Origin of the sequence: Acinetobacter sp. S40 (assembly GCF_016624705.1) — a bacterium.
Lineage (GTDB): Bacteria > Pseudomonadota > Gammaproteobacteria > Pseudomonadales > Moraxellaceae > Acinetobacter.
The window spans coordinates 75,391-95,120 of sequence record NZ_JACVTU010000001.1 but is presented as its reverse complement, the minus strand read 5'-3'; the positions used below and the strand labels follow the sequence as shown (position 1 = coordinate 95,120).

Annotated in this window: 19 protein-coding genes; 11 read left to right on the top strand and 8 right to left on the bottom strand. The window is 40.6% G+C overall.

Features of this window, described 5'->3' with window-relative positions:
* Both IAE19_RS00445 and IAE19_RS00440 read left to right on the top strand, forming a co-directional pair.
* On the top strand, positions 1-1,152 hold the full coding sequence (locus IAE19_RS00445; protein WP_200458984.1) for a methionine aminotransferase: 1,152 nt from the start codon (positions 1-3) through the stop codon (positions 1,150-1,152).
* Between the two features lie 117 nt (positions 1,153-1,269).
* Positions 1,270-2,637, top strand: coding sequence for an MATE family efflux transporter (locus tag IAE19_RS00440; RefSeq protein ID WP_200458983.1), 1,368 nt, complete (start codon positions 1,270-1,272; stop codon positions 2,635-2,637).
* Positions 2,638-2,678: 41 nt separating this feature from the next.
* Here the strand turns inward: IAE19_RS00440 and IAE19_RS00435 are convergent, their stop codons facing one another.
* Positions 2,679-3,515: an SDR family NAD(P)-dependent oxidoreductase gene (locus tag IAE19_RS00435; RefSeq protein WP_200458982.1), complete on the bottom strand. Its 837-nt coding sequence runs from the start codon at positions 3,513-3,515 to the stop codon at positions 2,679-2,681.
* A gap of 195 nt (positions 3,516-3,710) precedes the next feature.
* On the opposite strand from IAE19_RS00435, the gene IAE19_RS00430 reads away from it, so the two are divergent.
* The 5 genes from IAE19_RS00430 (at position 3,711) to IAE19_RS00410 (ending at position 9,043) form a co-directional block, all read left to right on the top strand.
* Positions 3,711-4,397 (top strand): TetR/AcrR family transcriptional regulator, encoded by a 687-nt coding sequence (locus IAE19_RS00430; protein WP_200458981.1) that lies wholly within the window; start codon positions 3,711-3,713, stop codon positions 4,395-4,397.
* A gap of 201 nt (positions 4,398-4,598) precedes the next feature.
* Positions 4,599-5,309 (top strand): phosphate regulon transcriptional regulator PhoB, encoded by a 711-nt coding sequence (gene phoB / locus IAE19_RS00425; RefSeq protein ID WP_200458980.1) that lies wholly within the window; start codon positions 4,599-4,601, stop codon positions 5,307-5,309.
* Between the two features lie 10 nt (positions 5,310-5,319).
* Positions 5,320-6,678: a phosphate regulon sensor histidine kinase PhoR gene (gene phoR / locus IAE19_RS00420; protein ID WP_200458979.1), complete on the top strand. Its 1,359-nt coding sequence runs from the start codon at positions 5,320-5,322 to the stop codon at positions 6,676-6,678.
* Positions 6,679-6,886: 208 nt separating this feature from the next.
* Complete coding sequence (locus IAE19_RS00415; protein WP_200458978.1) at positions 6,887-7,480, top strand: TetR/AcrR family transcriptional regulator; 594 nt, start codon at positions 6,887-6,889, stop codon at positions 7,478-7,480.
* A 63-nt stretch (positions 7,481-7,543) separates the two neighbouring features.
* Positions 7,544-9,043, top strand: coding sequence for an aldehyde dehydrogenase family protein (locus IAE19_RS00410; protein ID WP_200458977.1), 1,500 nt, complete (start codon positions 7,544-7,546; stop codon positions 9,041-9,043).
* Between the two features lie 563 nt (positions 9,044-9,606).
* On the opposite strand, the gene asd is transcribed toward IAE19_RS00410, so the two are convergent.
* The 3 genes from asd to pncB form a co-directional block, all read right to left on the bottom strand.
* A complete protein-coding gene (gene asd, locus IAE19_RS00405; RefSeq protein ID WP_200458976.1) occupies positions 9,607-10,458 on the bottom strand; it encodes an archaetidylserine decarboxylase in 852 nt (283 codons plus the stop codon).
* Positions 10,455-11,303 carry a sulfurtransferase gene (locus IAE19_RS00400; RefSeq protein WP_200458975.1) on the bottom strand — a complete coding sequence of 283 codons (849 nt, stop codon included), beginning with the start codon at positions 11,301-11,303 and terminating at the stop codon, positions 10,455-10,457. Before IAE19_RS00400 ends, asd begins: the two co-directional genes overlap by 4 nt.
* Before the next feature lie 106 nt (positions 11,304-11,409).
* Positions 11,410-12,618 (bottom strand): nicotinate phosphoribosyltransferase, encoded by a 1,209-nt coding sequence (gene pncB, locus IAE19_RS00395; protein ID WP_200458974.1) that lies wholly within the window; start codon positions 12,616-12,618, stop codon positions 11,410-11,412.
* Between the two features lie 162 nt (positions 12,619-12,780).
* Between pncB and dtd the strand changes: the two genes are divergently transcribed.
* Positions 12,781-13,221 (top strand): D-aminoacyl-tRNA deacylase, encoded by a 441-nt coding sequence (dtd, locus tag IAE19_RS00390; RefSeq protein WP_200458973.1) that lies wholly within the window; start codon positions 12,781-12,783, stop codon positions 13,219-13,221.
* Positions 13,222-13,276: 55 nt separating this feature from the next.
* Here dtd and IAE19_RS00385 read toward each other — a convergent pair whose 3' ends face one another.
* The 4 genes from IAE19_RS00385 to serB form a co-directional block, all read right to left on the bottom strand.
* Positions 13,277-13,747, bottom strand: coding sequence for a hypothetical protein (locus IAE19_RS00385; RefSeq protein WP_200458972.1), 471 nt, complete (start codon positions 13,745-13,747; stop codon positions 13,277-13,279).
* A gap of 95 nt (positions 13,748-13,842) precedes the next feature.
* Positions 13,843-14,322 carry an SCP-2 sterol transfer family protein gene (locus IAE19_RS00380; RefSeq protein ID WP_200458971.1) on the bottom strand — a complete coding sequence of 160 codons (480 nt, stop codon included), beginning with the start codon at positions 14,320-14,322 and terminating at the stop codon, positions 13,843-13,845.
* Positions 14,323-14,475: 153 nt separating this feature from the next.
* Positions 14,476-14,811 (bottom strand): ciprofloxacin tolerance protein AciT, encoded by a 336-nt coding sequence (aciT, locus tag IAE19_RS00375; RefSeq protein WP_004995642.1) that lies wholly within the window; start codon positions 14,809-14,811, stop codon positions 14,476-14,478.
* A 427-nt stretch (positions 14,812-15,238) separates the two neighbouring features.
* Positions 15,239-16,459 (bottom strand): phosphoserine phosphatase SerB, encoded by a 1,221-nt coding sequence (gene serB, locus IAE19_RS00370; protein ID WP_200458970.1) that lies wholly within the window; start codon positions 16,457-16,459, stop codon positions 15,239-15,241.
* A gap of 59 nt (positions 16,460-16,518) precedes the next feature.
* Between serB and IAE19_RS00365 the strand changes: the two genes are divergently transcribed.
* The 3 genes from IAE19_RS00365 to ribE all read left to right on the top strand — a co-directional run bounded on the left by IAE19_RS00365 (position 16,519) and on the right by ribE (position 19,729).
* A complete protein-coding gene (locus tag IAE19_RS00365; protein ID WP_200458969.1) occupies positions 16,519-17,826 on the top strand; it encodes a hypothetical protein in 1,308 nt (435 codons plus the stop codon).
* A 299-nt stretch (positions 17,827-18,125) separates the two neighbouring features.
* A complete protein-coding gene (ribBA, locus tag IAE19_RS00360; protein ID WP_200458968.1) occupies positions 18,126-19,247 on the top strand; it encodes a bifunctional 3,4-dihydroxy-2-butanone-4-phosphate synthase/GTP cyclohydrolase II in 1,122 nt (373 codons plus the stop codon).
* An 11-nt stretch (positions 19,248-19,258) separates the two neighbouring features.
* On the top strand, positions 19,259-19,729 hold the full coding sequence (gene ribE, locus IAE19_RS00355) for a 6,7-dimethyl-8-ribityllumazine synthase (RefSeq protein ID WP_004986034.1): 471 nt from the start codon (positions 19,259-19,261) through the stop codon (positions 19,727-19,729).
* Position 19,730: the final 1 nt, after the last annotated feature.

The following is a 19,730-nucleotide window of genomic DNA, read 5'->3' as shown; positions in this document are numbered from 1 at the left end:
ATGCAACTGTCATCCAAATTGCCTGATCAAGGCGTGACTATATTCAGTACCATGTCTGCGTTGGCTCAACGCTTAAATGCGCTTAATCTTTCTCAAGGGTTCCCTGATTTTGCTGCACCACCCGATTTGATTGAAGCTTTATGTGAAGCGACTCGAAACGGACACAATCAATACGTTGCAGGGGATGGCTATTTGCCTTTGCGCCAACAGGTTGCGTTACAATTTCAGCAACGCGATCAGGTCACCCTTGACCCTTTAACGCAGATCACCATTACTCCTGGTGCAACTATCGGTTTATTTGCTGCCATTCAAGCCACGATCCATACGGGTGACGAAGTTATCATTTTTGATCCGAGCTATGATAGTTATGACCCTGCGGTACGCGTTGCAGGGGGTATTCCTGTACATATTGCGCTGGATGCCCCTGAGTTTAAAGTAAATTGGGGTCAGGTTGCAGCCCATATCAGCCCACGTACCCGTATGATTATCGTCAATACGCCGCATAATCCAACAGGTACCATTTGGTCGTATCAGGATTGGCAGCAGTTGATTGAACTGGTCGAAAAGCACGACTTATTGGTATTGTCGGATGAAGTCTATGAGCATCTCATCTTTGATGGGGCTAAACATTGGAGTGCCTTGCACTTCCCTGAATTAAGAGAACGTAGCTTTGTCGTTGGTTCTTTTGGTAAAACCTTTCATGTAACAGGTTGGAAAACTGGTTATTGCGTTGCTGCTGCGCCCCTCATGCACCTATTTCGACAGATTTATCAATACGCAAACTTTTGTGGCAATACGCCTGCGCAAATTGCCTTAACGCACTATATGCAACAACACCCTGAGCATATAACTGAACTGGCCAATTTTTATCAAATCAAAAGAGATACATTTAATCAGGGTCTTCAACAGTCGCGTTTTCGATTTGTACCGTGCCAAGGCACCTATTTTCAAACAGTTGATTACAGTGAAATTCGTCCTGATTTAAATGATATTGAAATGTGCTATTTTCTAGCGGAAGAAAAAGGTATCGTCGCTATTCCTCTATCTGTATTTTATAAACACCCACCTTCAGATTTACGCTTAATTCGCTTTTGTTTTGCCAAAACTGAACAAACCTTGCAACGTGCTGTACATCTATTGAGTGCGTGTTAATTCATCGTCAGTCTCATACGCGTAAAATAACCATCTTTTTAAAGCAACGTGTTATTTTGTCAGTAAAGGAATAATCAATCACAATACCACTTGCGCATTCATATTAATGGAGAATAAATGCCCCCTCACCGTCCCCTGATTCAGCAACAAAAGATATGGAAAACTTTTTTGATTTTCTTGTTGCCGTTAATTGCCACCAATATCCTGCAAAATCTGTCAGGCACCATTAATACGGTTTTTGTTGGTCAAATGATGGGCGTCGATGCTATTGCGGCTGTCGCTGTGTTTTTTCCCATTTTGTTTTGTTTAATGGCTTTTGTGATTGGATTGTCGGCAGGTTCGACAGTCTTGGTCGGGCAAGCATGGGGCGCACAAAATATTGAAAAAGTCCGCTGTGTAGTGGGTTCTACTTTATTTATGACCATGATTGGAGGTTGTATTATCGCAGCCTTAGGCGTGTTTTTTGCGCCCCATGTTTTGCTGGCTTTAGGTACAGATTCCAGTGTGTTGCATCTGTCTTTACCTTATGTACGCTGGATGCTAGCAGGTAGTCCTTTATTATTTGTGTATATTATTTATACCTCTATTTTACGTGGCGTGGGTGACAGTATCACGCCGCTAGTTGCCTTGTCCTTAACCAGTTTAATTGGTCTAGTGATTACTCCAGTGCTCATTGCAGGTTATTTTGGTTTTCCCAAACTGGGCATTATTGCGCCAGCCATTGCCACCATTACAGGTAATGCATTAGTTATTCTCTTTTTAATTATTTATTTAAATAAGAAGAATCATCCCCTTAAACCTGATTTAGCGCTGCTCAAACATATCCGTTACGATGCCGAATTAAGCCGACTGATTTTACGTTTAGGAATTCCAACTGGGGTTCAAATGGTCACTACCTCAGTAGCTGGACTAGTCGTTGTAGGTCTGGTTAATCGGTTTGGTGCGCACGCAACTGCTGCTTATGGCGCGGTCAATCAGGTTTTGAACTATATCCAGTTTCCTGCTTTATCTATTGCCATTGCCGCTTCTATTTTTGGCGCACAAGCGATTGGAATGGGAAAATCGGATTTGTTAGCCCGCGTTACCCGCACGGCGCTGTGGATGAATATCATCATTACTGGAACACTGGTCATTCTGGCGTATCTATTTTCAAAATATTTGATGGCTTTATTTATTACCGATGATAGTGTCGTTCAACTTGGACAGCAGCTTTTATTTATTGTGCTATGGTCAATTTTATTTTTTGGTGCCAGCGCCATTTTTGCTTCGATTATGCGGTCAAGCGGCACCGTGACAATGCCTATGCTGATTAATATTGCAGCGATTTTATGTATTGAAGTGCCTTGTGCATACTGGTTTAGTAGCCTCTGGGGACTAAAAGGCATTTGGTATGCGTATGCTCTCGCCTTTGTCAGCCTATGTATTTTACAAGCCAGTTATTATCAATTTATCTGGAAGAAAAAAGCCATTAAAGTGTTAATTTAACGCAAAAAAAGCCCACTTAATTTTAGTGGGCTTTGATGATATTAAAGTTTATTGGTTAGCTTAGTTCCAAATTCACTGACACGCTGATAACCTGTTGGTAAAAAGCGTTGCATAAGATCCAGTACTTTTGCATCATTACCAATTAATAAACGACGCTTATCTTTGCGAACAGCTTCAAGTATCTGACGCGCCGCTTCTTCGGGTGGGCAGCGCAATAATTTATTAAATGCTTTAATCGATTTTTCAGGGTGCATACCCAAGGTTTTTAAACTGTCATTCATTTTTGCAGCATTGGCAATATTGGTACGAATCCCACCTGGATGTACACACAGGGCGCTGACTCCACAATTTTGCATGTCTAGTTCTTGACGCAAAGACTCGGTAAAACCGCGAACTGCAAATTTTGTTGCATTATAAGCCGACTGGGTCGGTTGTGAAATCAAACCAAATAGACTCGAAATGTTGACGATATGGCCATCTTTGGTTTGCTTAATAAATGGTAAAAACTCTTTGGTGCCATAAACCACACCCCAGAAATTAATATTTACAATCCATTCCAGTTCTTCATAACTAGCACCTTCAACCGTAGAGCCTAATGCAACACCCGCATTGTTAAAAATCATGTTCACGAAACCATGATTTTGAACGGTTTGTTCTGCCCAAGTCTTCACCGCATGGCGATCTGACACATCCAGTTTTTGTGTGGTGACACGAATATTATAAGGTTTAAGCAGTTCGACCGTCGCTGCAAGTCCTTGTTCATTGATATCACTCAGTGACAAATGGCATCCTTCTTTTGCCAATAAAAGAGCAAGTTGCTGGCCTATACCTGAGCCTGCTCCCGTAACTGCAGCGACTTTATTTTTAAAATTTTTCATTGCCTGACCTTTTCCCTTAAATAGGTGTACACAAACCCATGCTGATGTACATGATTCAATCACTATATTTTTGACAATACATATTGTCAATACAATCTATCCGATCTAGAGTAAATACTCAAACAAATGACCGACTCGGTTATTTTGGCCAAAACTTGCTAAACTCTCCATAGCCAATGAGGACACCACATATCAATGACTACACACAAATCCGATTTAAATGCAAAACAGAACAAAAAAACAGTCAATAAAGAACGTCAATTTAAAGGCTTGTCTTTGACTGAACGTAAGCATGTACGTCGTGAAAAACTCATTGAGGCAGGAATAGAAACCTACGGAACACAGGGATTTTTTTCGGTCACGGTAAAGGATGTCTGCAATGAAGCCAAACTGACAGAACGGTATTTTTATGAATCTTTTAAAAAAAGCGAAGAATTATTTCAGACCATTTTCTTAAAACTGATCGAAACTTTACAACAAAATGTCATGCAGGGTGTCATGCAGGCCGCACCTGACCCCGTCAATATGATTGATGCGGGGCTCAATTCATTATTACGAACACTCAAAGAAGATCCCCGTTTAGCCCGTATTATTTATATTGATGCCATGCTAGTACAAGAGCTGCATAATCAGGCTACTATTCAGGAAACCATGCTACGTTTTGACCGTATGATTCAGGCTTTTGTCATGCTGATGATGCCGCATTTACAACGTTCAGAGCAGGAAGTTTCTTTGATCGCAACGGGATTAAACGGTTATGTCACCCAAATCGCTATTCGTTGGGTCATGGGGGGATTTAAACAATCCCAAGAAGATGTGCTATTTGCTTGCCGTACGGTATTTTTATCTCTACTACAAACTTTTTCCGAGAAAGAAAAATAAATTAAGTTGACATTAACCTTATTAAAAATTGAGCTTTTGTCATGAATTGATCATCACGGATGCAATTTTTTGTCACAATTCATGCTAAAAAAACACGTTCTGATGAATTCTGCAATGATACTGTCATAATTAATCTTTGTAATAAGCCTGTCATAAATAAAACGGTACGCCGTTCAATAAACTAAATAGGGTAATTGCGTTGTGAAAGATGACTATATTTTAATCGTCGATGACGAACTTCCCATCCGTGAAATGATTCATACCTCACTGGATATGGCAGGCTTTCAATGTTTACAGGCCGAAGATGCCAAACAAGCGCATCAAATGATTGTTGATCAGCGTCCTGCTTTAATTTTACTGGATTGGATGTTACCCGGTGGTGTCAGCGGGGTTGATCTATGTCGTCGCTTAAAACGCGATGAGACATTATCTGAGATTCCTGTCATTATGCTCACCGCGCGTGGCGAAGAAGACCATAAAGTACAAGGTCTGGATGCAGGCGCAGATGACTATATGACCAAACCTTTTTCAACACGTGAATTGGTTTCCCGAATCAAGGCAGTATTACGGCGTGCCAATGCTTTAAATGGTGAAAAAGCCATTGACGCGAATGGACTTATTCTAGATCCTGTTAGCCAACGCGTAAGTTTTGGAAGTAACATTCTAGATATGGGGCCGACTGAATACCGTTTATTGGCTTTCTTCATGACGCATCCTGAACGCGCCTACACTCGTGCCCAACTGCTGGATCAGGTCTGGGGGGGCAATGTTTATATTGAAGATCGTACCATTGATGTACATATTCGTCGTTTACGCAAAGTCTTAGAGCCATTCGGTGTAGATCGATTTGTACAGACTGTACGTGGTACAGGCTATCGTTTTTCAACACGTGCGGATTTAGCAGCAGGTTAAAGCACCTTTTATGTACGAACCCTATCCCGTTCCAGATCTTGCCCGTGAACATAAACGTTTTCGCTACAGCAGTTTATGGACCTTTGCCAAGCAAGATTTAAGATTACTGGCTTTTTTGCTTATTATTGCAGCTTTTGTGGGATTTGGTCTCGACCATTTAGGCATTTGTATCCTCATCGCATTTTTGATTTTCTTTGGCTTACAACTACGCTCGTTGTACATTGTCAATGAGTGGATTTCTAATCGCCCTTACGATACCCCACCTAACCTCAATGGTATCTGGGGAGCTTTACTGTTTAATGTTTATCGTGCCCAACGACAGGAACGTGTGGTTCAAGCTGAAATGGTCGGGCTGATTGATCGTGCCCAATCATCATTAGTCGCTCTAAATGAAGCAGTTGTGCTGGTGGATGATTTACATCAAATTGAATGGTGTAACCCTGCCGCAGAAAAACTCTTGGGAATTAAAATACTGGATCGTAGTACCAATATATTAAGCATACTACGACAACCGAGTTTTATTGAGTATTTTAACTATATTGATCAAGCACCTGATGGCATCAAATTGAAATCATCTGTACTGGATGATCATTATGTTCAAATCAAACTCACTCCTTTTGGAGGTGATAGTGTGCTGTTGGTCGCCTACGATGTCACTCGCATGCACAATCTTGAACAAATGCGTAAAGACTTTGTCGACAATATTTCGCATGAGTTGCGCACTCCCTTAACCGTGTTGAGTGGTTATATTGAAACCTTTACAGATCAAGAGGATTTAAGCCCACGTTGGAAACGCGCATTTGATCAGATGCAATCCCAAACTAAGCGTATGAATGCGCTGGTGAATGACTTACTGTTGCTTTCAAATCTGGAAAATAACAAAAAAATTGCTAAGAATCAGATTATTGAAATGCCAAGCTTGATGAATCAACTGTTTGATGATGCGCAAGCCTATAATGCAGATTACGGACATACGCTAAATCTAGATATTGATAGTCACTGTGATCTGATTGGATCAGATATGGAAATTGCGAGTGCTTTTAGTAACCTGATTACCAATGCGATTAAATACACCCCTAAAGGTGGCATTATTACTATTGGCTGGCATGATGACGGTGAACACGGTTACTTTACCGTTCAGGATAATGGGATCGGTATTGATCCAAGACACTTACCTCGATTAACTGAACGTTTTTATCGAGTAGATAGTGCACGAAGTCGTGCAACTGGTGGAACTGGACTCGGACTTGCGATTGTTAAACATGTACTCATGCAACATGGTGCGTATCTGGATGTTGTCTCCAGAGAAAATGAAGGTTCTTTATTTAAAGCCGTTTTTCCAAAAGAACGCTTATACCAGATGGTTTAAAATCTCGAAACATAACCGTTTATCTACACCTTAAAAAAGTCATGTGTACTTTTTTATCTTAGTTTAAATCTCCATAAATCTATAAATGACCAATTTATTTTTGCACTACTAAGTGCAAAAAAGAGTTGCTTATTTATTTTTTTGCGCTAATATAACCACAAATGCACTCATAAGTGCATTTTAAATTCTTATTTTAGAGGCGCTTCACATGTCCAGTAAACGAGATCTAATTATTCAAGCTGCAAAACAAACCTTTTTAAAACAGGGTTTTGAAGCAACAAGTATGGATGAATTGGCTCTCGTTGCAAATGTTGCCAGACGTACTATTTATAATCAATTTGACAGTAAAGAGGAACTTTTCAATGCTGTCATTATTGATATCTGGAAAAATGTAAAGCCTTATCGGCCAGAACAAAATGATGAAGCTCAACATAACCCTTCTAAAGGACTATTCAATTTGGGAATGGCTATTGCAAATTACTGGTCACCTCCAATTGTACGTTCTTTTCTCAAATTGGTAATTGTCGAGGGAGATCGTTTTCCTGATTTACCTCGTAATTTTTACCGCTTGGGAAAAGAGCCCATGATTCAATCTATTTTTGATTATTTAACTCAAATGAAACACTCCCATTTGTTGAAAATAGATGATATTGGGCTTGCTACACAGCAATTCATCGGCATGATTAATGAACCGCTAATTGGGTTAGGCTTAATTATTTTATCCGATGAACCCGATATGCAACGAAAAGAACATGTTGTTCAAGCAGCCGTTCAATGCTTTATAAATGGTTATCAGCCATAGGCTGATTATTTTTCTTAAAAATTGCACTGCACAGTATAGTGCAATAAATAAAAGGTAAAACTTATGAAAGTTCTATCAAACAATTTATTGAAAAAAACAGCGTGGTCATCAGAAAATCCTGACGACCAGTTTACTGTCGAAAATCCGGCTACTGGTGAAGTCATTGCTATTATTCAAGGGGGCGGTCAGGCCGAAATGGATGCAGCAATCGAAGCCGCAAATGAAGCCTTTGAAACTGACTGGAAACATCGTTCAGCAGAGGAACGTAGCAAGTTACTTTTAAAATGTGCAGACGTACTGGAAGCGCATGCCGATGAAATTGCCCGTATTGAAACATTGGAAAATGGAAAACCTTTTTCTCAAGCCCGTAATTTTGATGTCAATGCGCTGATTGAATTATTCCGCTACTTTGCCAGTTTAGTTGATAAAATTCCAGGCGGGTTTATTGATCATGGTCATTTGTATACGTCTATTATTGTAGAACCTCTTGGTGTTGTAGGAGCGATCATTCCGTTTAACTGGCCACCTATCCATACCGCTGGTAAATTAGCTCCTGCTTTAGCAGTTGGTAATACCGTTGTACTCAAACCTGGTGAACAAACGCCTTTAACGCCCATGTACATTGTTGAACTCCTGCAAACAGTTCTTCCCCCGAATGTGGTTAATGTCGTTCCTGGCACGGGTATAGTTGCAGGTGAAGCACTTTCAAGTCATCCACTTGTAAAAAAAATTAGCTTTACGGGATCAACTCGAGCGGGTAGCGCTATTTTAAAAAGCGCCTCAACCAACATTACACCTACCCTCCTTGAATTAGGCGGTAAAAATGCATTTGTCGTCTTTGATGACGCGGATTTTGAACGGGTTATCCGCGATGCTCTAGAAGGAGGCTATTTTAATCAGGGTGAATCATGTACGGCTTCATCTCGTATGATCGTGCAACGTGGCATTTATCATCGTTTTGTTGAAAAATTAGCGGAAGGCGTGAAGCAACTCAATGTCGGTGATGGAATGCTAAATGAGACCCATGTTGGACCGCTGGTTAGTAAGGCTCATCAACAGCGTGTTCAATCTTATATTGATAAAGGCATTGAAGAAGGGCTTACTATTGCTGCACAAGCCGCATTACCAATAGATGCACATTTAAAAGAAGGTTTTTATATTAAACCCACGTTATTCGTGGATGTTCCGGCATCGAGTGCCTTGTTTAATGAGGAAATTTTTGGACCCGTCGTAACAATTACACCATTTGACACATTTGAAGAGGCTGCAGCTTTAGCCAATCAATCTGAATATGGTCTCGTATGCGGTATTTATACACAAGACATTGAAAAGGGATTACGCCTTTCTCGTCTGGTAGATGTTGGTATGGTACTGATGAATACTTACAATCGACGTGCACATGGTATGCCATTTGGTGGAAATAAACACAGTGGTTTTGGACGGGAACATTGCATCGATACCCTTAAAGAATTTGGACATATGAAAGCGATTCGGTTCCCCTCTGGTTTAAAACCATTAACTAACTGGCAAGCAGTCAATGATATTTTTGGCCCATCTGCATAATCAAATAAAACCAGAGAGTTCTCTCTGGTTTTTCTGCTTTAAAAAATATATAAATTCAGGTTCACATATGACAGCCACAAAGCTAAAACAAAGTTTGGGTATTTTTATATCAATTTACCCACTAACTTTAATGATTCCAAAACTCTGGCACCATAGCATTGCAATTTTATTGCCTCAAATGCCTCCGTTTATTCATCAATTTTTTATTTGTGCAATAATCGTTTTTTGTATGATTTATATTATTATGCCCATAAGAATAACGATCACCCAAAAATATCTAAATCACAAGAAATAAAAATTAATTTTAAGGAATATAAATGCTTTACATATATTTCTAAACGTATGACTAGGTTTATCTCTGAATTTTATTGATTCTCTAAATTTTATAAAAACACTTTATTATTTTTGCTTATTAAATAACTTTTAATGCACTGAAAATTATGACATCCAATGAATAAATCAACGCAGAAAACCATAACATTCATCATCAACCCTAAAAAATTGGACTGCCGATTAAATATACTAACTTATGGAGTCAAATTATATCTGCGCATTTTTGAAATCTAAACCGAATGTCCCAGTTTTTCGCCCATTACCACCACTGAATTCGCTTTAAACTGTTCTTCCCAAGCTATTTTGTCTTTTTCAAATAACACCACAGCTGTTGAACCTAAATAAAAACGTCCTAGTTCAGCGCCTTTTTCCAGTTTTAACTCATGTTGCTGTAATTCTAAACGGCCCGTCGGTTTAACTTTACCCGTTGCTACTGTTTCGATACCCGCTACGATCATTGCGCCAACCAAAACCACCGCCATGCGCCCTAGTTCTGTATCAAACAAACACACCATACGTTCATTGCGAGCAAATAATCCAGGAATATTTTCAGCCGTGATTTGATTCACTGAAAATAACTCACCTGGCACATATAACGTTTCAGTCAATGTGCCAGAAAATGGCATGTGTACCCGATGATAATCTCTTGGCGATAAATATACTGTCGCGAACTGACCCTCTTTAAATGGTTCTGCTAATTGCGGATCACCAATTAATTTTTCGACAGAAAAGCTTTGGCCCTTTGCTTGGAAAATATCACCATCCTTAATCGTCCCAATCTGCGAAATTGCCCCATCCGCAGGTGAAACAATACTCTGAGGTGAAGCATCGACTACACGCACCCCATCTTTAAGCGCACGAGTAAAAAATTCGTTAAAAGATTTATATTTTAAAGCATCTCCCTGTTCTGCAATGGAAAGATCAATGCCATATTTCGCCTTGAACGCTTGAATTACTGCGGTTCTGACCACCACATTTTCACTGGCAGCCACTTTACCCACCACGCGGCTGAGCTGATGCTGAGGAACAAGTGATTGAGCTTTAATAAATAAGTCTTTTTTTAATCGTGATGTAAAACTCAAAGTGGATTCTCTCCAGTAATAATCGGACTATCGAGGCGATTGCCCCATTCACTCCATGCACCATCATAAGCACGAATCGGCCACTGTAGTAAACGACCGACGATATAAGCTAAACCCGAACGATGATGCGATTGGCAATATACCACTACAGGTTGGTTCAATTGGAAGCCTAATTGTTCCAATCGATTTCGGGTACGTTCAAGCGGATGCAATTTTAGATGATTTTGACGATCAAGGGCAGTACTCCATTCAAAATGAAGTGCAGCAGGAATGTGACCACCGCGTCGCGCCGCTAGACGTAACCCTGTGTATTCTTCAGTGGTACGACAGTCCCATAGTTGGATATGTTGCGTTTCGACCTGTTTTCTCAATTCATCATAATCAATTTTATATTGATTAACTTGCGATAAATCAACCTGTACCAGTTTTTCAACAGGCTGTGTTTTTTCAATCTCTGAAGTAGTTGGAAAACCTGCACCGAGCCATGCATGAATCCCACCATTGAGCAAACTGGTTCTGGTAAAACCGATACAGTGTAAATTCCAGATCAAACGCCCGGCCCATGCCCCCCCTTCGTCATCATAGACCACCACATGATGTTCAGGCGAAATATTTAAATATTGGACTAATTGCTGAAGCTGTTCCACTGAAGGTAAAACACCTGTCGCCTCATCATGCTGTGCTACCAATTGCTTGGGTTTAAGCTGAATCGCATGAGGAATATGAAGTTGTTCATAGACTGAACTACGACTCAAATCAACTATGCGCAAACATTCATGTCCCAGATAAGGAACTAAATCTTCTGCTTCTATTAGTAAACCAAAGTTAAATTCAGGTGCCGTCATTGCAAATCATCACGTTGCATTAATAGGTAGGTCGATCTTAACATAAGCATTTTCATGGTTTTGCTGATTTTTTACCAATATTTAGCAGAAAATCAGCTAAATAAAATCATTCAACCTCTTCAGGAATTTCAAAAACCTGACGTAAATATGCCAAAAATGTATCGTTATCTGTCATGGTCTTACCTGGACTATCGGAAATTTTTGCAACCGACTGGCCATTACATTCCACCAGTTTCAACACAATATTGAGTGGCGTTTGCCCCATATCATTCGTGAGGTTGGTTCCAATGCCAAAACTGACTTTAAAACGATCCTTAAAGTATTGATGCAATTCCCATGCCTTTTCCAAGTTGAGTCCATCACTGAAGGTAAGCATTTTAGTCTTGGTATCAATTTTAAGATGACGATAATGCTCATACGCTTTATCGCCCCACTCATAAGGATCGCCACTATCATGACGCAGGCCATCAAACAGTTTGGCAAAATACAAATCAAAATCACGTAGGAAAGCATCCATTCCCACCACATCAGTCAATGCAATCCCCAAGTCACCACGATATTCCTGTACCCACATTTCCAGTGCGGCTTTTTGAAAATCGCGTAAACGCACATCTAATGCCTGAAAAGCCTGTAAGAACTCATGCGCCATGGTTCCTATCGGCGTAATCCCCAACTCTTTAGCAAGCAGAACATTACTGGTCCCACGGAAAATATTAGGAGTAGCTTGATGAAACTCCTCAATCACATGCTTTTGCCATTCAAAACTATAACGACGACGAGTACCAAAATCTGACACCAGAAATGGCGGATCATTGGGATTTTGCTGCGACGAATACTGTTTTAATAATTCAAGCTTGGTTTGTAAACGACGTTCACCCTCAGCTAATACGGCATCACTACGAATACGGCGGAAATACAGCTCATTGACAATCGCCAATACAAAAATTTCGAACATCATTGCCTGAACCATGGGACCTTCGACCCAAATATCCAGACGACCTTCTTCATCTACCCCAGTTTGAATAAATCGCCGTTTAAGCTGAAACAATTCCAGATAATCAACAAAATCACTTTTGATAAACCGAAAACTCCGCAAATATTGCAGTTCGTCATCCTTAAATTTTAAAGTGCATAAATGATCTAACTGTTCATTTAATTCAGGCAAAATATCGGCTAGAGGATAAATCGTATCTTGTAGATTTCGACAGCGGAAATGGTAAACACTATGGGTTTGCGGAAACTTGTGTAATACCACTTGCAACATGGTGAATTTATATAAATCTGTATCCAGCAATGAATGAATAATTGATGACATAGACGTGTCAGTTTAAGAATAAGCTTATTGCATTAAAGCATATTTTAATTGCTAAAATCGCAAGGTTTTGTATAAAGCATTGCCACTTTAGTGGAACATGAATTTTTTTGAGAGAAAAAATTTCTGCTAAAATCATCGTGTTTTAAGTCAATGATCATCCTTATGCGGGCATTAATACAGCGAGTTTTACAGGCCAAAGTTGTGGTCGATGGACAAATCACAGGTGAAATTCAACAAGGTCTACTGGTTTTTTTAGGACTGGGGCGTGATGATACTTTGGAAAAAGGTCAAAAACTTGTTGATAAAATTATTAAATATCGCATTTTCGATGATGAAAATGGAAAAATGGGGTGGAATTTATCGCAAGCACAGGGTGGATTACTTCTCGTCTCTCAATTTACCCTAATGGCACAAACCCAAAAGGGTTTACGACCAGATTTTGGCCCTGCTATGCCGCCAAACACGGCTAAAGAGCTGTATGAACAACTCGTTATCTACGCGCAAAGCCAATTCCCCACAGTACAAACTGGTATTTTTGCGGCAGATATGAAAGTGCATTTAATCAATGACGGGCCTGTGACTTTTCAACTAGAAGTAGACTAGTTAAACTCCATAGCTTGCATCTCAAGCTATGGAAAATCCTAAATAAATTTTATCTCTACAATTGCGCAATTTTCTCAGCACGTGCTGCAATAGACTCAGGCAATGCCTGTTTCAAAATCACAGTAAATGCTTGGGTAGAGTTAGCTTCCGAACTTTGCTCTTGGTCTAAAACAACATTCACATCATTTGGATTAAGTCGATACATTGCACCCGTGGCAGGATCGATGACAAGTAGACCTAAAATACCGCCTAATAAGATATTTCCAAAATACCAGCCGTTTACGGTCGCTTGAATTTGTACTGTTTTGGCCCGATAGCCCGCTTTATTAAAGGTTACCGTATAACTTTGCGGCTTAAAATATCCAGCTCCTCTTTTTAAAGTCACTGTTAAAGGTGTTTCACCTTGATGAACGGCTTCGCCACTTTTATTTATAATTTTAATTTGAGCCGAGTCAGGTACACTTTTGATAGTCATGGTTTGGGTTGAACCAGAAATAATACTTGCACAACCTGTAAAACAAGACATTATCAATACGATTGGTAAAATTTGCTCATAAAAAACACCCCTAAAAAAGGGGTATTCTTCATATAAATTAGCTAATTTCAATAGCTTATATAACTTTATTTACCTGTTTTTTGCTTAATAAACAAACGTGCTTGCTTAATCTTTTCTTTGACTGGTTTTGGTAGTTTTGGCGGAATCAATTTAGCTGCCTGATTAAACCAAACCAGTAAGCCAAAATCACCTTCCATTTTAATGCTACCGTTTTGCATACCCGTCATAAAAGCTGTCGGATCGCCTTTCATCAAGGTTTTTACCGCTTGCTCACTATCAGCAAATTGTAAAATAAAGTCGGCCTGCTCTGGACTACCTGCCACTGTTTCAATTTGGCCATGATTGACAATAATCTGACGTGCAAAGCCTAAATCTGTACCAATCTGGATACGAAACGCACGATCATGTGTCATTTCAATAAATTTGGGACTGGTACGTGCCAGTTGTTTCATACGCAGAGCCAAACCGACTACCAGCAAATCCAGAGGATCTGTGCTGACATCAACCAATGGTAACTTTACAACAGGTAGAGCAGAAAGTTTCATGACATTCAAGCCTATTCGTATTCTTATGGAACTAAACGCGATCATCCTAGCATAAATGTAAGCACTTAAATAAAAGCTTTGTATTACAAAAAATAATAAAACGTAAAAAGCGCAGGATAACCTACGCTTTCTAATTTCAACTATTAGCCTATTTTAGCGACTTGAGCATTGTTGCTGATCATCCTCGTATACAGGTGTATGCTCAATGTATTGACGATTTGCCAATGCCTTTTGCGCCAAACGGTCTTCTCTTAACAACACCAGGGTAACAGCAACCATCGCCAGACTTAAAGCGGTTAAATAACTATAGGTGACAGGCATCTCAAAAAGTGTTTGTACGCCATAACGGACGACTTCCAAAAGTCCCCAAAAAAACATGCCTGCCAACATAAAACCAAGCCAGCGACGGTAAGGTGAGAAGAAAACAACAGCAAGTGCAAGTGCAATTAAACCAAACCCTGACAGTGTGGCGAAATTCGCTGTTACCATACTAAACCTCCGTCTAAGATCATTCTCTGGGTCATAATGACCTTGAGTTCATCCCCGAAACCGTAATCAAATCAACACTGCTGAATGTTGACAAAAAATATCTGTTGAACGTGTTAGATGCATTATGGAGAGTTTTTTAAAGAAAAAAAGACCTGTTTTTTTCTTATACGACACATATTGTCGCAACATTATTTTGTCATTACATTTTGAATGATTTAAAAAAGTACGAAGTGCCTGAGCGTGTCATCGGTCGCGTGTCATTACAAAAAACTATCCTTAAAATTTGACTCATTCAAAAAATTTTTATGCGGAGTTATTTCAAAATTTAACAGCCGATAAACGGTACAAAAGCGCTTGATTCCAGATAGATTATTGATATAAAAACGCCACATTCATATGCAGCGTTTTTTGGGAAAATCTTACTACATTATGCGCGATTTAAATCTTTATCGTGCATGCCGAGTAAATACAGAACTCCGTCCAGACCAACGCTAGAAATGGCCTGATTGGCATTTTGACGTACTAGCGGTTTAGCGCGAAATGCAACACCCAATCCCGCAATAGAAAGCATAGGAAGATCATTGGCACCATCGCCTACTGCCATGGCCTGCTCTAGTGAAATACCCATTTTATCAGCCAGTTGGGTCAGCAATTCTGCTTTACGTGCCCCATCAACAATTGCGCCTTTTACTTCCCCTGTCACGATCCCCTCTTGCACATCCAGAATGTTGGCATGAACTTCATCAATTCCGAGTTTTTGTTGGAGATATTCGGCAAAATATTGAAACCCGCCAGATAGAATGGCTGTTTTATATCCAAGCGCTTTAAGCGTTGAAATTAATCGCTCGGCTCCCTCAGTAATGGTGAGACGCTCTGCAATTGTAGGCAAAACCGAAGCATCCAGACCTTTCAGCAAAGCCACACGCGCACGAAAACTTTGCTGAAAATCAAGCTCTCCTTGCATAGCACGTTCGGTGATTTCTGCGACCTGTTCACCTACACCAGCCTCTAAAGCAAGCTCATCAATGACTTCCTGCTCAATCAGGGTCGAATCCATATCAAAACAAACCAGACGACGGTTACGGCGATATGCATTGTCTTCTTGAACCGCGACATCAATATTGAGTTCACCAGATAAACTCAAACAGGCTGCGCGCATCGCCTGTGCATCTAGCATTTGGCCGCTTAAACCAAACTGCACGCAAGCGCGGCGCGGCGCGTTGTTTTCTGCATCACGTGCCAAACGTCCTGACAAACGCGTTACCGTTTCGATATTAAACCCTTGAGCAGACACAATTTTTGTAACCGCCTGCAAGTGGGAAGCCGTAAGCTCTGGTGCCAGCGCCGTCACAATATAACGTGTACGTCCACCTTCGCTTACCCATTGATCGTATTCTGCACTTGAAATCGGTTTAAAGCGCACAGTCAAACCAATATCATGTGCTAAAATCAGGATTTCCTTCATAGCAAGTGCCGTTGCGGTTTCATCATTTGAAGCCACGACAATGCCGAGGGTCAATTGGTTATGAATCACCGCTTGCCCTACGTCCAGTATTTGCAATGAGTGTACAGATAAAACCTGCATTAATCGGGTAAACTGATTCGGTTGATCAGGTCCTAAAAAAGAGATAAGAATGATTTCTCGCATGAATTGACTCGGGTCTGAGCTGCAACTATTGTTAGAATGATAATCGAATTTGAATCTATTTGCCTTGGAAGTTTACGTTGAACGCACCTAGACAGGGGCTATTTGCTAGCCTATTAATCGTAAGTTTTGCTTTGCATACCTTTTTATTGGTGATTGCAACGACGCATCAGCTCAATGAAAACCGTGCTAGTCAGGGTCAACTCATGACCAGTCAACTCGTAACTGACAGTTTAACGGAACTCGAACCTGCCAATACAGTTTCTCTGGCACTTCTGGCAAATCGCTATGCGACCAACCCCAGCGTTGCCTCGATTCGAATTTTAGATGCCAATAAACAGGTATTGGCCACCAGTGGCATGTCACAAACTCGTCAAGGTGAAGTTTTTGTTCGTGATGCCCTGCAAAACGAAAAGAAAGTCGGCAGCATTGAAATTACCCTGATTCAACCCAGTATTGGTGAAATTTTAAGAACCCAATGGTTGGCGATTTTGGTGTCATTTATCATTCATGGGCTGTTATGGTTAGCTTATCGTGCTATTGCGCGCCCAAGCCGTAGTGAATATCTGGCACGAATCAATAATGAATCGCGCCTCAAACACGAAATTCAACAATTGACTCAAGCACTTGAAGTTGAAAAACAAAATGCCGTGACCCTCATTGCACAGGCTAAACAACAACCTAAGCCCAAAGTCACCGTGGTGACAAAAACACTGGATCAAGATCAAACAGATCATACTTTGGCACTTAACATCCAGTTTTACGACCCTAAGCAATTGCTAAACAGTGTCAACCAATCCGTTTCTGTCCCTTATTTTAAACTGTGTCAGATTTTCCTGAATAAAAGCATTGAATTATGTACCAAACATTACCAACTCAGCTCGTCTAGTATTCATGTAATCAATGAATTTAATGCTGAGGGCTCAGATTTGAGTATTTCTGATCAAGAGCCTCATGCGGTTGAGTGTTTACTCATGATTGGTGCGGTGTTTCAATTATTGTCAGATGTTCTGTATAAACGCTATCGTGAAGATAAACGCTTTGCTTTACAGACTCGCTCGGCGGTTTCGACTGCGGTGGCTGCCATGCAACTAGATGCTGTACAAGCAGCACAGCGCCTCACCGGTCATTTACATGCTAAAGAGTCGGCTTTACATTTAAATAACGAACAGCTTAAGGCGATTAGTGAATGCTATCAGTTAGTTGCGATGCCAAATCCAGCCAATGTCTTGACTCGCCATGCATTTATGCAAAATGGTATGAATACAGAATGTGCAGAGCTTGCCCAACAAATCCGTACTGAAATCTTGATGGGCAAAAAGGCCAAAGCTTCCATTGAAAATCAGACAGATCCCCAATCAGAAGTATAAAGCTAAGCCCGTAGAACTCCCCATTGCGGGAGTTTTTTTATTTTTAAAACAATTGAATTGCACTTAAGTCATTGAATTTATATTTTTATCTTAATATACGCAAAGCCTTCGTCCAAAAATCAAACAAAATTTCAGCATTTAAGAATTACAATACTTTTCAAATGAATTCACTTATGTGTATAAAGAGAACCCCATAACTAAATGATAGAAGCATAGGCAAATCTGCCCAAAACACGGTAGACTATGCAACACATTGTGAACGTAACTGTCTTTTGGACATCATCAAAAGGTGAAGGCTCATGCCGTTGAGTAATGTTGAAGAACTGGTCGCGGATATCCGTGCTGGCAAAATGGTCATCTTAATGGATGATGAAGATCGCGAAAATGAAGGTGATTTAGTCATTGCCGCTACCCACGTGCGCCCAGAAGATATCAATTTTATGATTACGCATGCCCGTGGTCTGGTATGTTTAACCTTAAGTCGTGAACGTTGCCAACAGCTTAACTTACCGCTGATGGTCGATCACAACGGTGCGCAACACGCAACCAATTTCACCTTGTCGATTGAAGCCGCTGAAGGCATTACTACAGGTATTTCTGCGGCTGAACGCGCCCATACGATTCATGCCGCGGTTGCTGCACATGCCAAACCTGCTGATATTGTTCAACCTGGTCATATTTTTCCGCTCATGGCGCAACCAGGTGGAGTTCTACACCGTGCAGGTCATACTGAAGCTGGCTGCGATCTGACTCGCCTTGCTGGTTTGGAACCCGCTTCTGTCATTTGTGAGATTATTAATGAAGATGGCACGATGGCACGTCGTCCAGATTTAGAGGTTTTTGCCGAAAAACATGGTTTAAAGATTGGAACCATTGCCGACCTCATTCACTATCGTATGACGAACGAACAAACAGTTGAACGTTTGGGGCAACAAACTATTGAAACTGAGTATGGCTTATTTGAGCTATATCGTTACCGTGAAATTGGCAACCCTGATGTTCATCTGGCCTTAGTCAAAGGTGAACCTAAAGAAGGTGTGACCACTGTTCGTGTACATGGTTTTAATCCCGTCCGTGATTTGCTTAAACTGAATAAACAGGATGGCGAACCTGCATGGAATCTAGATCGTGCACTTAGCACCATTGCTGCTGCTGAACGTGGAGTATTGGTCTGGATCGGACAGAATCATTTGCAGGACTTAGGCCCAGCGCTTGAAAGCCTGAATAAACCTAAACCTGTTAAATCCAATGCAGCATTATCACACCAATATCAAACAATTGGGGTAGGTGCACAGATTTTACGTGATTTAGGTGTAGAGAAAATGAAGCTCCTTAGCTCCCCTTTACGCTTTAATGCACTGTCAGGCTTTAATTTAGAAGTGGTAGAATATATTTCTGCTGATCAAACGATAGAAAATTAATCGAGGTTATTATGGCAATTCGCCGAATTGAAGGTTTATTACATCTCGCGAGCGAAGGCCGTTACGCGATTTTAGTAGGTCGTTTTAACAGCTTTGTAGTTGAGCACTTGCTTGAAGGTGCAATTGACACTTTAAAACGTCATGGCGTGAGTGAAGACAATATCACTGTGGCTTATGCACCGGGTGCATGGGAACTCCCAATTGTTGCGAAAAAACTGGCAGCGTCAGATAAATTTGATGCCATCATTGCATTAGGTGCGGTGATTCGTGGTAGTACGCCACATTTTGACTTTGTGGCAGGTGAATGTGCCAAAGGGTTAGGCGTAGTTGCACTTGAAAGCACACTTCCTGTGATCAATGGTGTACTTACCACAGATAGCATTGAACAAGCAATTGAGCGCTCTGGTACAAAAGCGGGCAATAAAGGTTCAGAAGCAGCACTGACTGCAATTGAAATGGTTAATTTGTTAAAGGCAATCTAAG

Coding starts and splice junctions, on each gene's coding strand:
- dtd (WP_200458973.1), top strand. CDS start 12,781: ATGCGGGCATTAATACAGCGAGTTTTACAGGCCAAAGTTGTGGTCGAT.
- IAE19_RS00385 (WP_200458972.1), bottom strand. CDS start 13,747: ATGTCTTGTTTTACAGGTTGTGCAAGTATTATTTCTGGTTCAACCCAA.
- IAE19_RS00415 (WP_200458978.1), top strand. CDS start 6,887: ATGTCCAGTAAACGAGATCTAATTATTCAAGCTGCAAAACAAACCTTT.
- phoR (WP_200458979.1), top strand. CDS start 5,320: ATGTACGAACCCTATCCCGTTCCAGATCTTGCCCGTGAACATAAACGT.
- ribBA (WP_200458968.1), top strand. CDS start 18,126: ATGCCGTTGAGTAATGTTGAAGAACTGGTCGCGGATATCCGTGCTGGC.
- ribE (WP_004986034.1), top strand. CDS start 19,259: ATGGCAATTCGCCGAATTGAAGGTTTATTACATCTCGCGAGCGAAGGC.
- aciT (WP_004995642.1), bottom strand. CDS start 14,811: ATGGTAACAGCGAATTTCGCCACACTGTCAGGGTTTGGTTTAATTGCA.
- IAE19_RS00430 (WP_200458981.1), top strand. CDS start 3,711: ATGACTACACACAAATCCGATTTAAATGCAAAACAGAACAAAAAAACA.
- IAE19_RS00435 (WP_200458982.1), bottom strand. CDS start 3,515: ATGAAAAATTTTAAAAATAAAGTCGCTGCAGTTACGGGAGCAGGCTCA.
- IAE19_RS00440 (WP_200458983.1), top strand. CDS start 1,270: ATGCCCCCTCACCGTCCCCTGATTCAGCAACAAAAGATATGGAAAACT.
- IAE19_RS00410 (WP_200458977.1), top strand. CDS start 7,544: ATGAAAGTTCTATCAAACAATTTATTGAAAAAAACAGCGTGGTCATCA.
- IAE19_RS00400 (WP_200458975.1), bottom strand. CDS start 11,303: ATGACGGCACCTGAATTTAACTTTGGTTTACTAATAGAAGCAGAAGAT.
- pncB (WP_200458974.1), bottom strand. CDS start 12,618: ATGTCATCAATTATTCATTCATTGCTGGATACAGATTTATATAAATTC.
- IAE19_RS00380 (WP_200458971.1), bottom strand. CDS start 14,322: ATGAAACTTTCTGCTCTACCTGTTGTAAAGTTACCATTGGTTGATGTC.
- serB (WP_200458970.1), bottom strand. CDS start 16,459: ATGCGAGAAATCATTCTTATCTCTTTTTTAGGACCTGATCAACCGAAT.
- IAE19_RS00445 (WP_200458984.1), top strand. CDS start 1: ATGCAACTGTCATCCAAATTGCCTGATCAAGGCGTGACTATATTCAGT.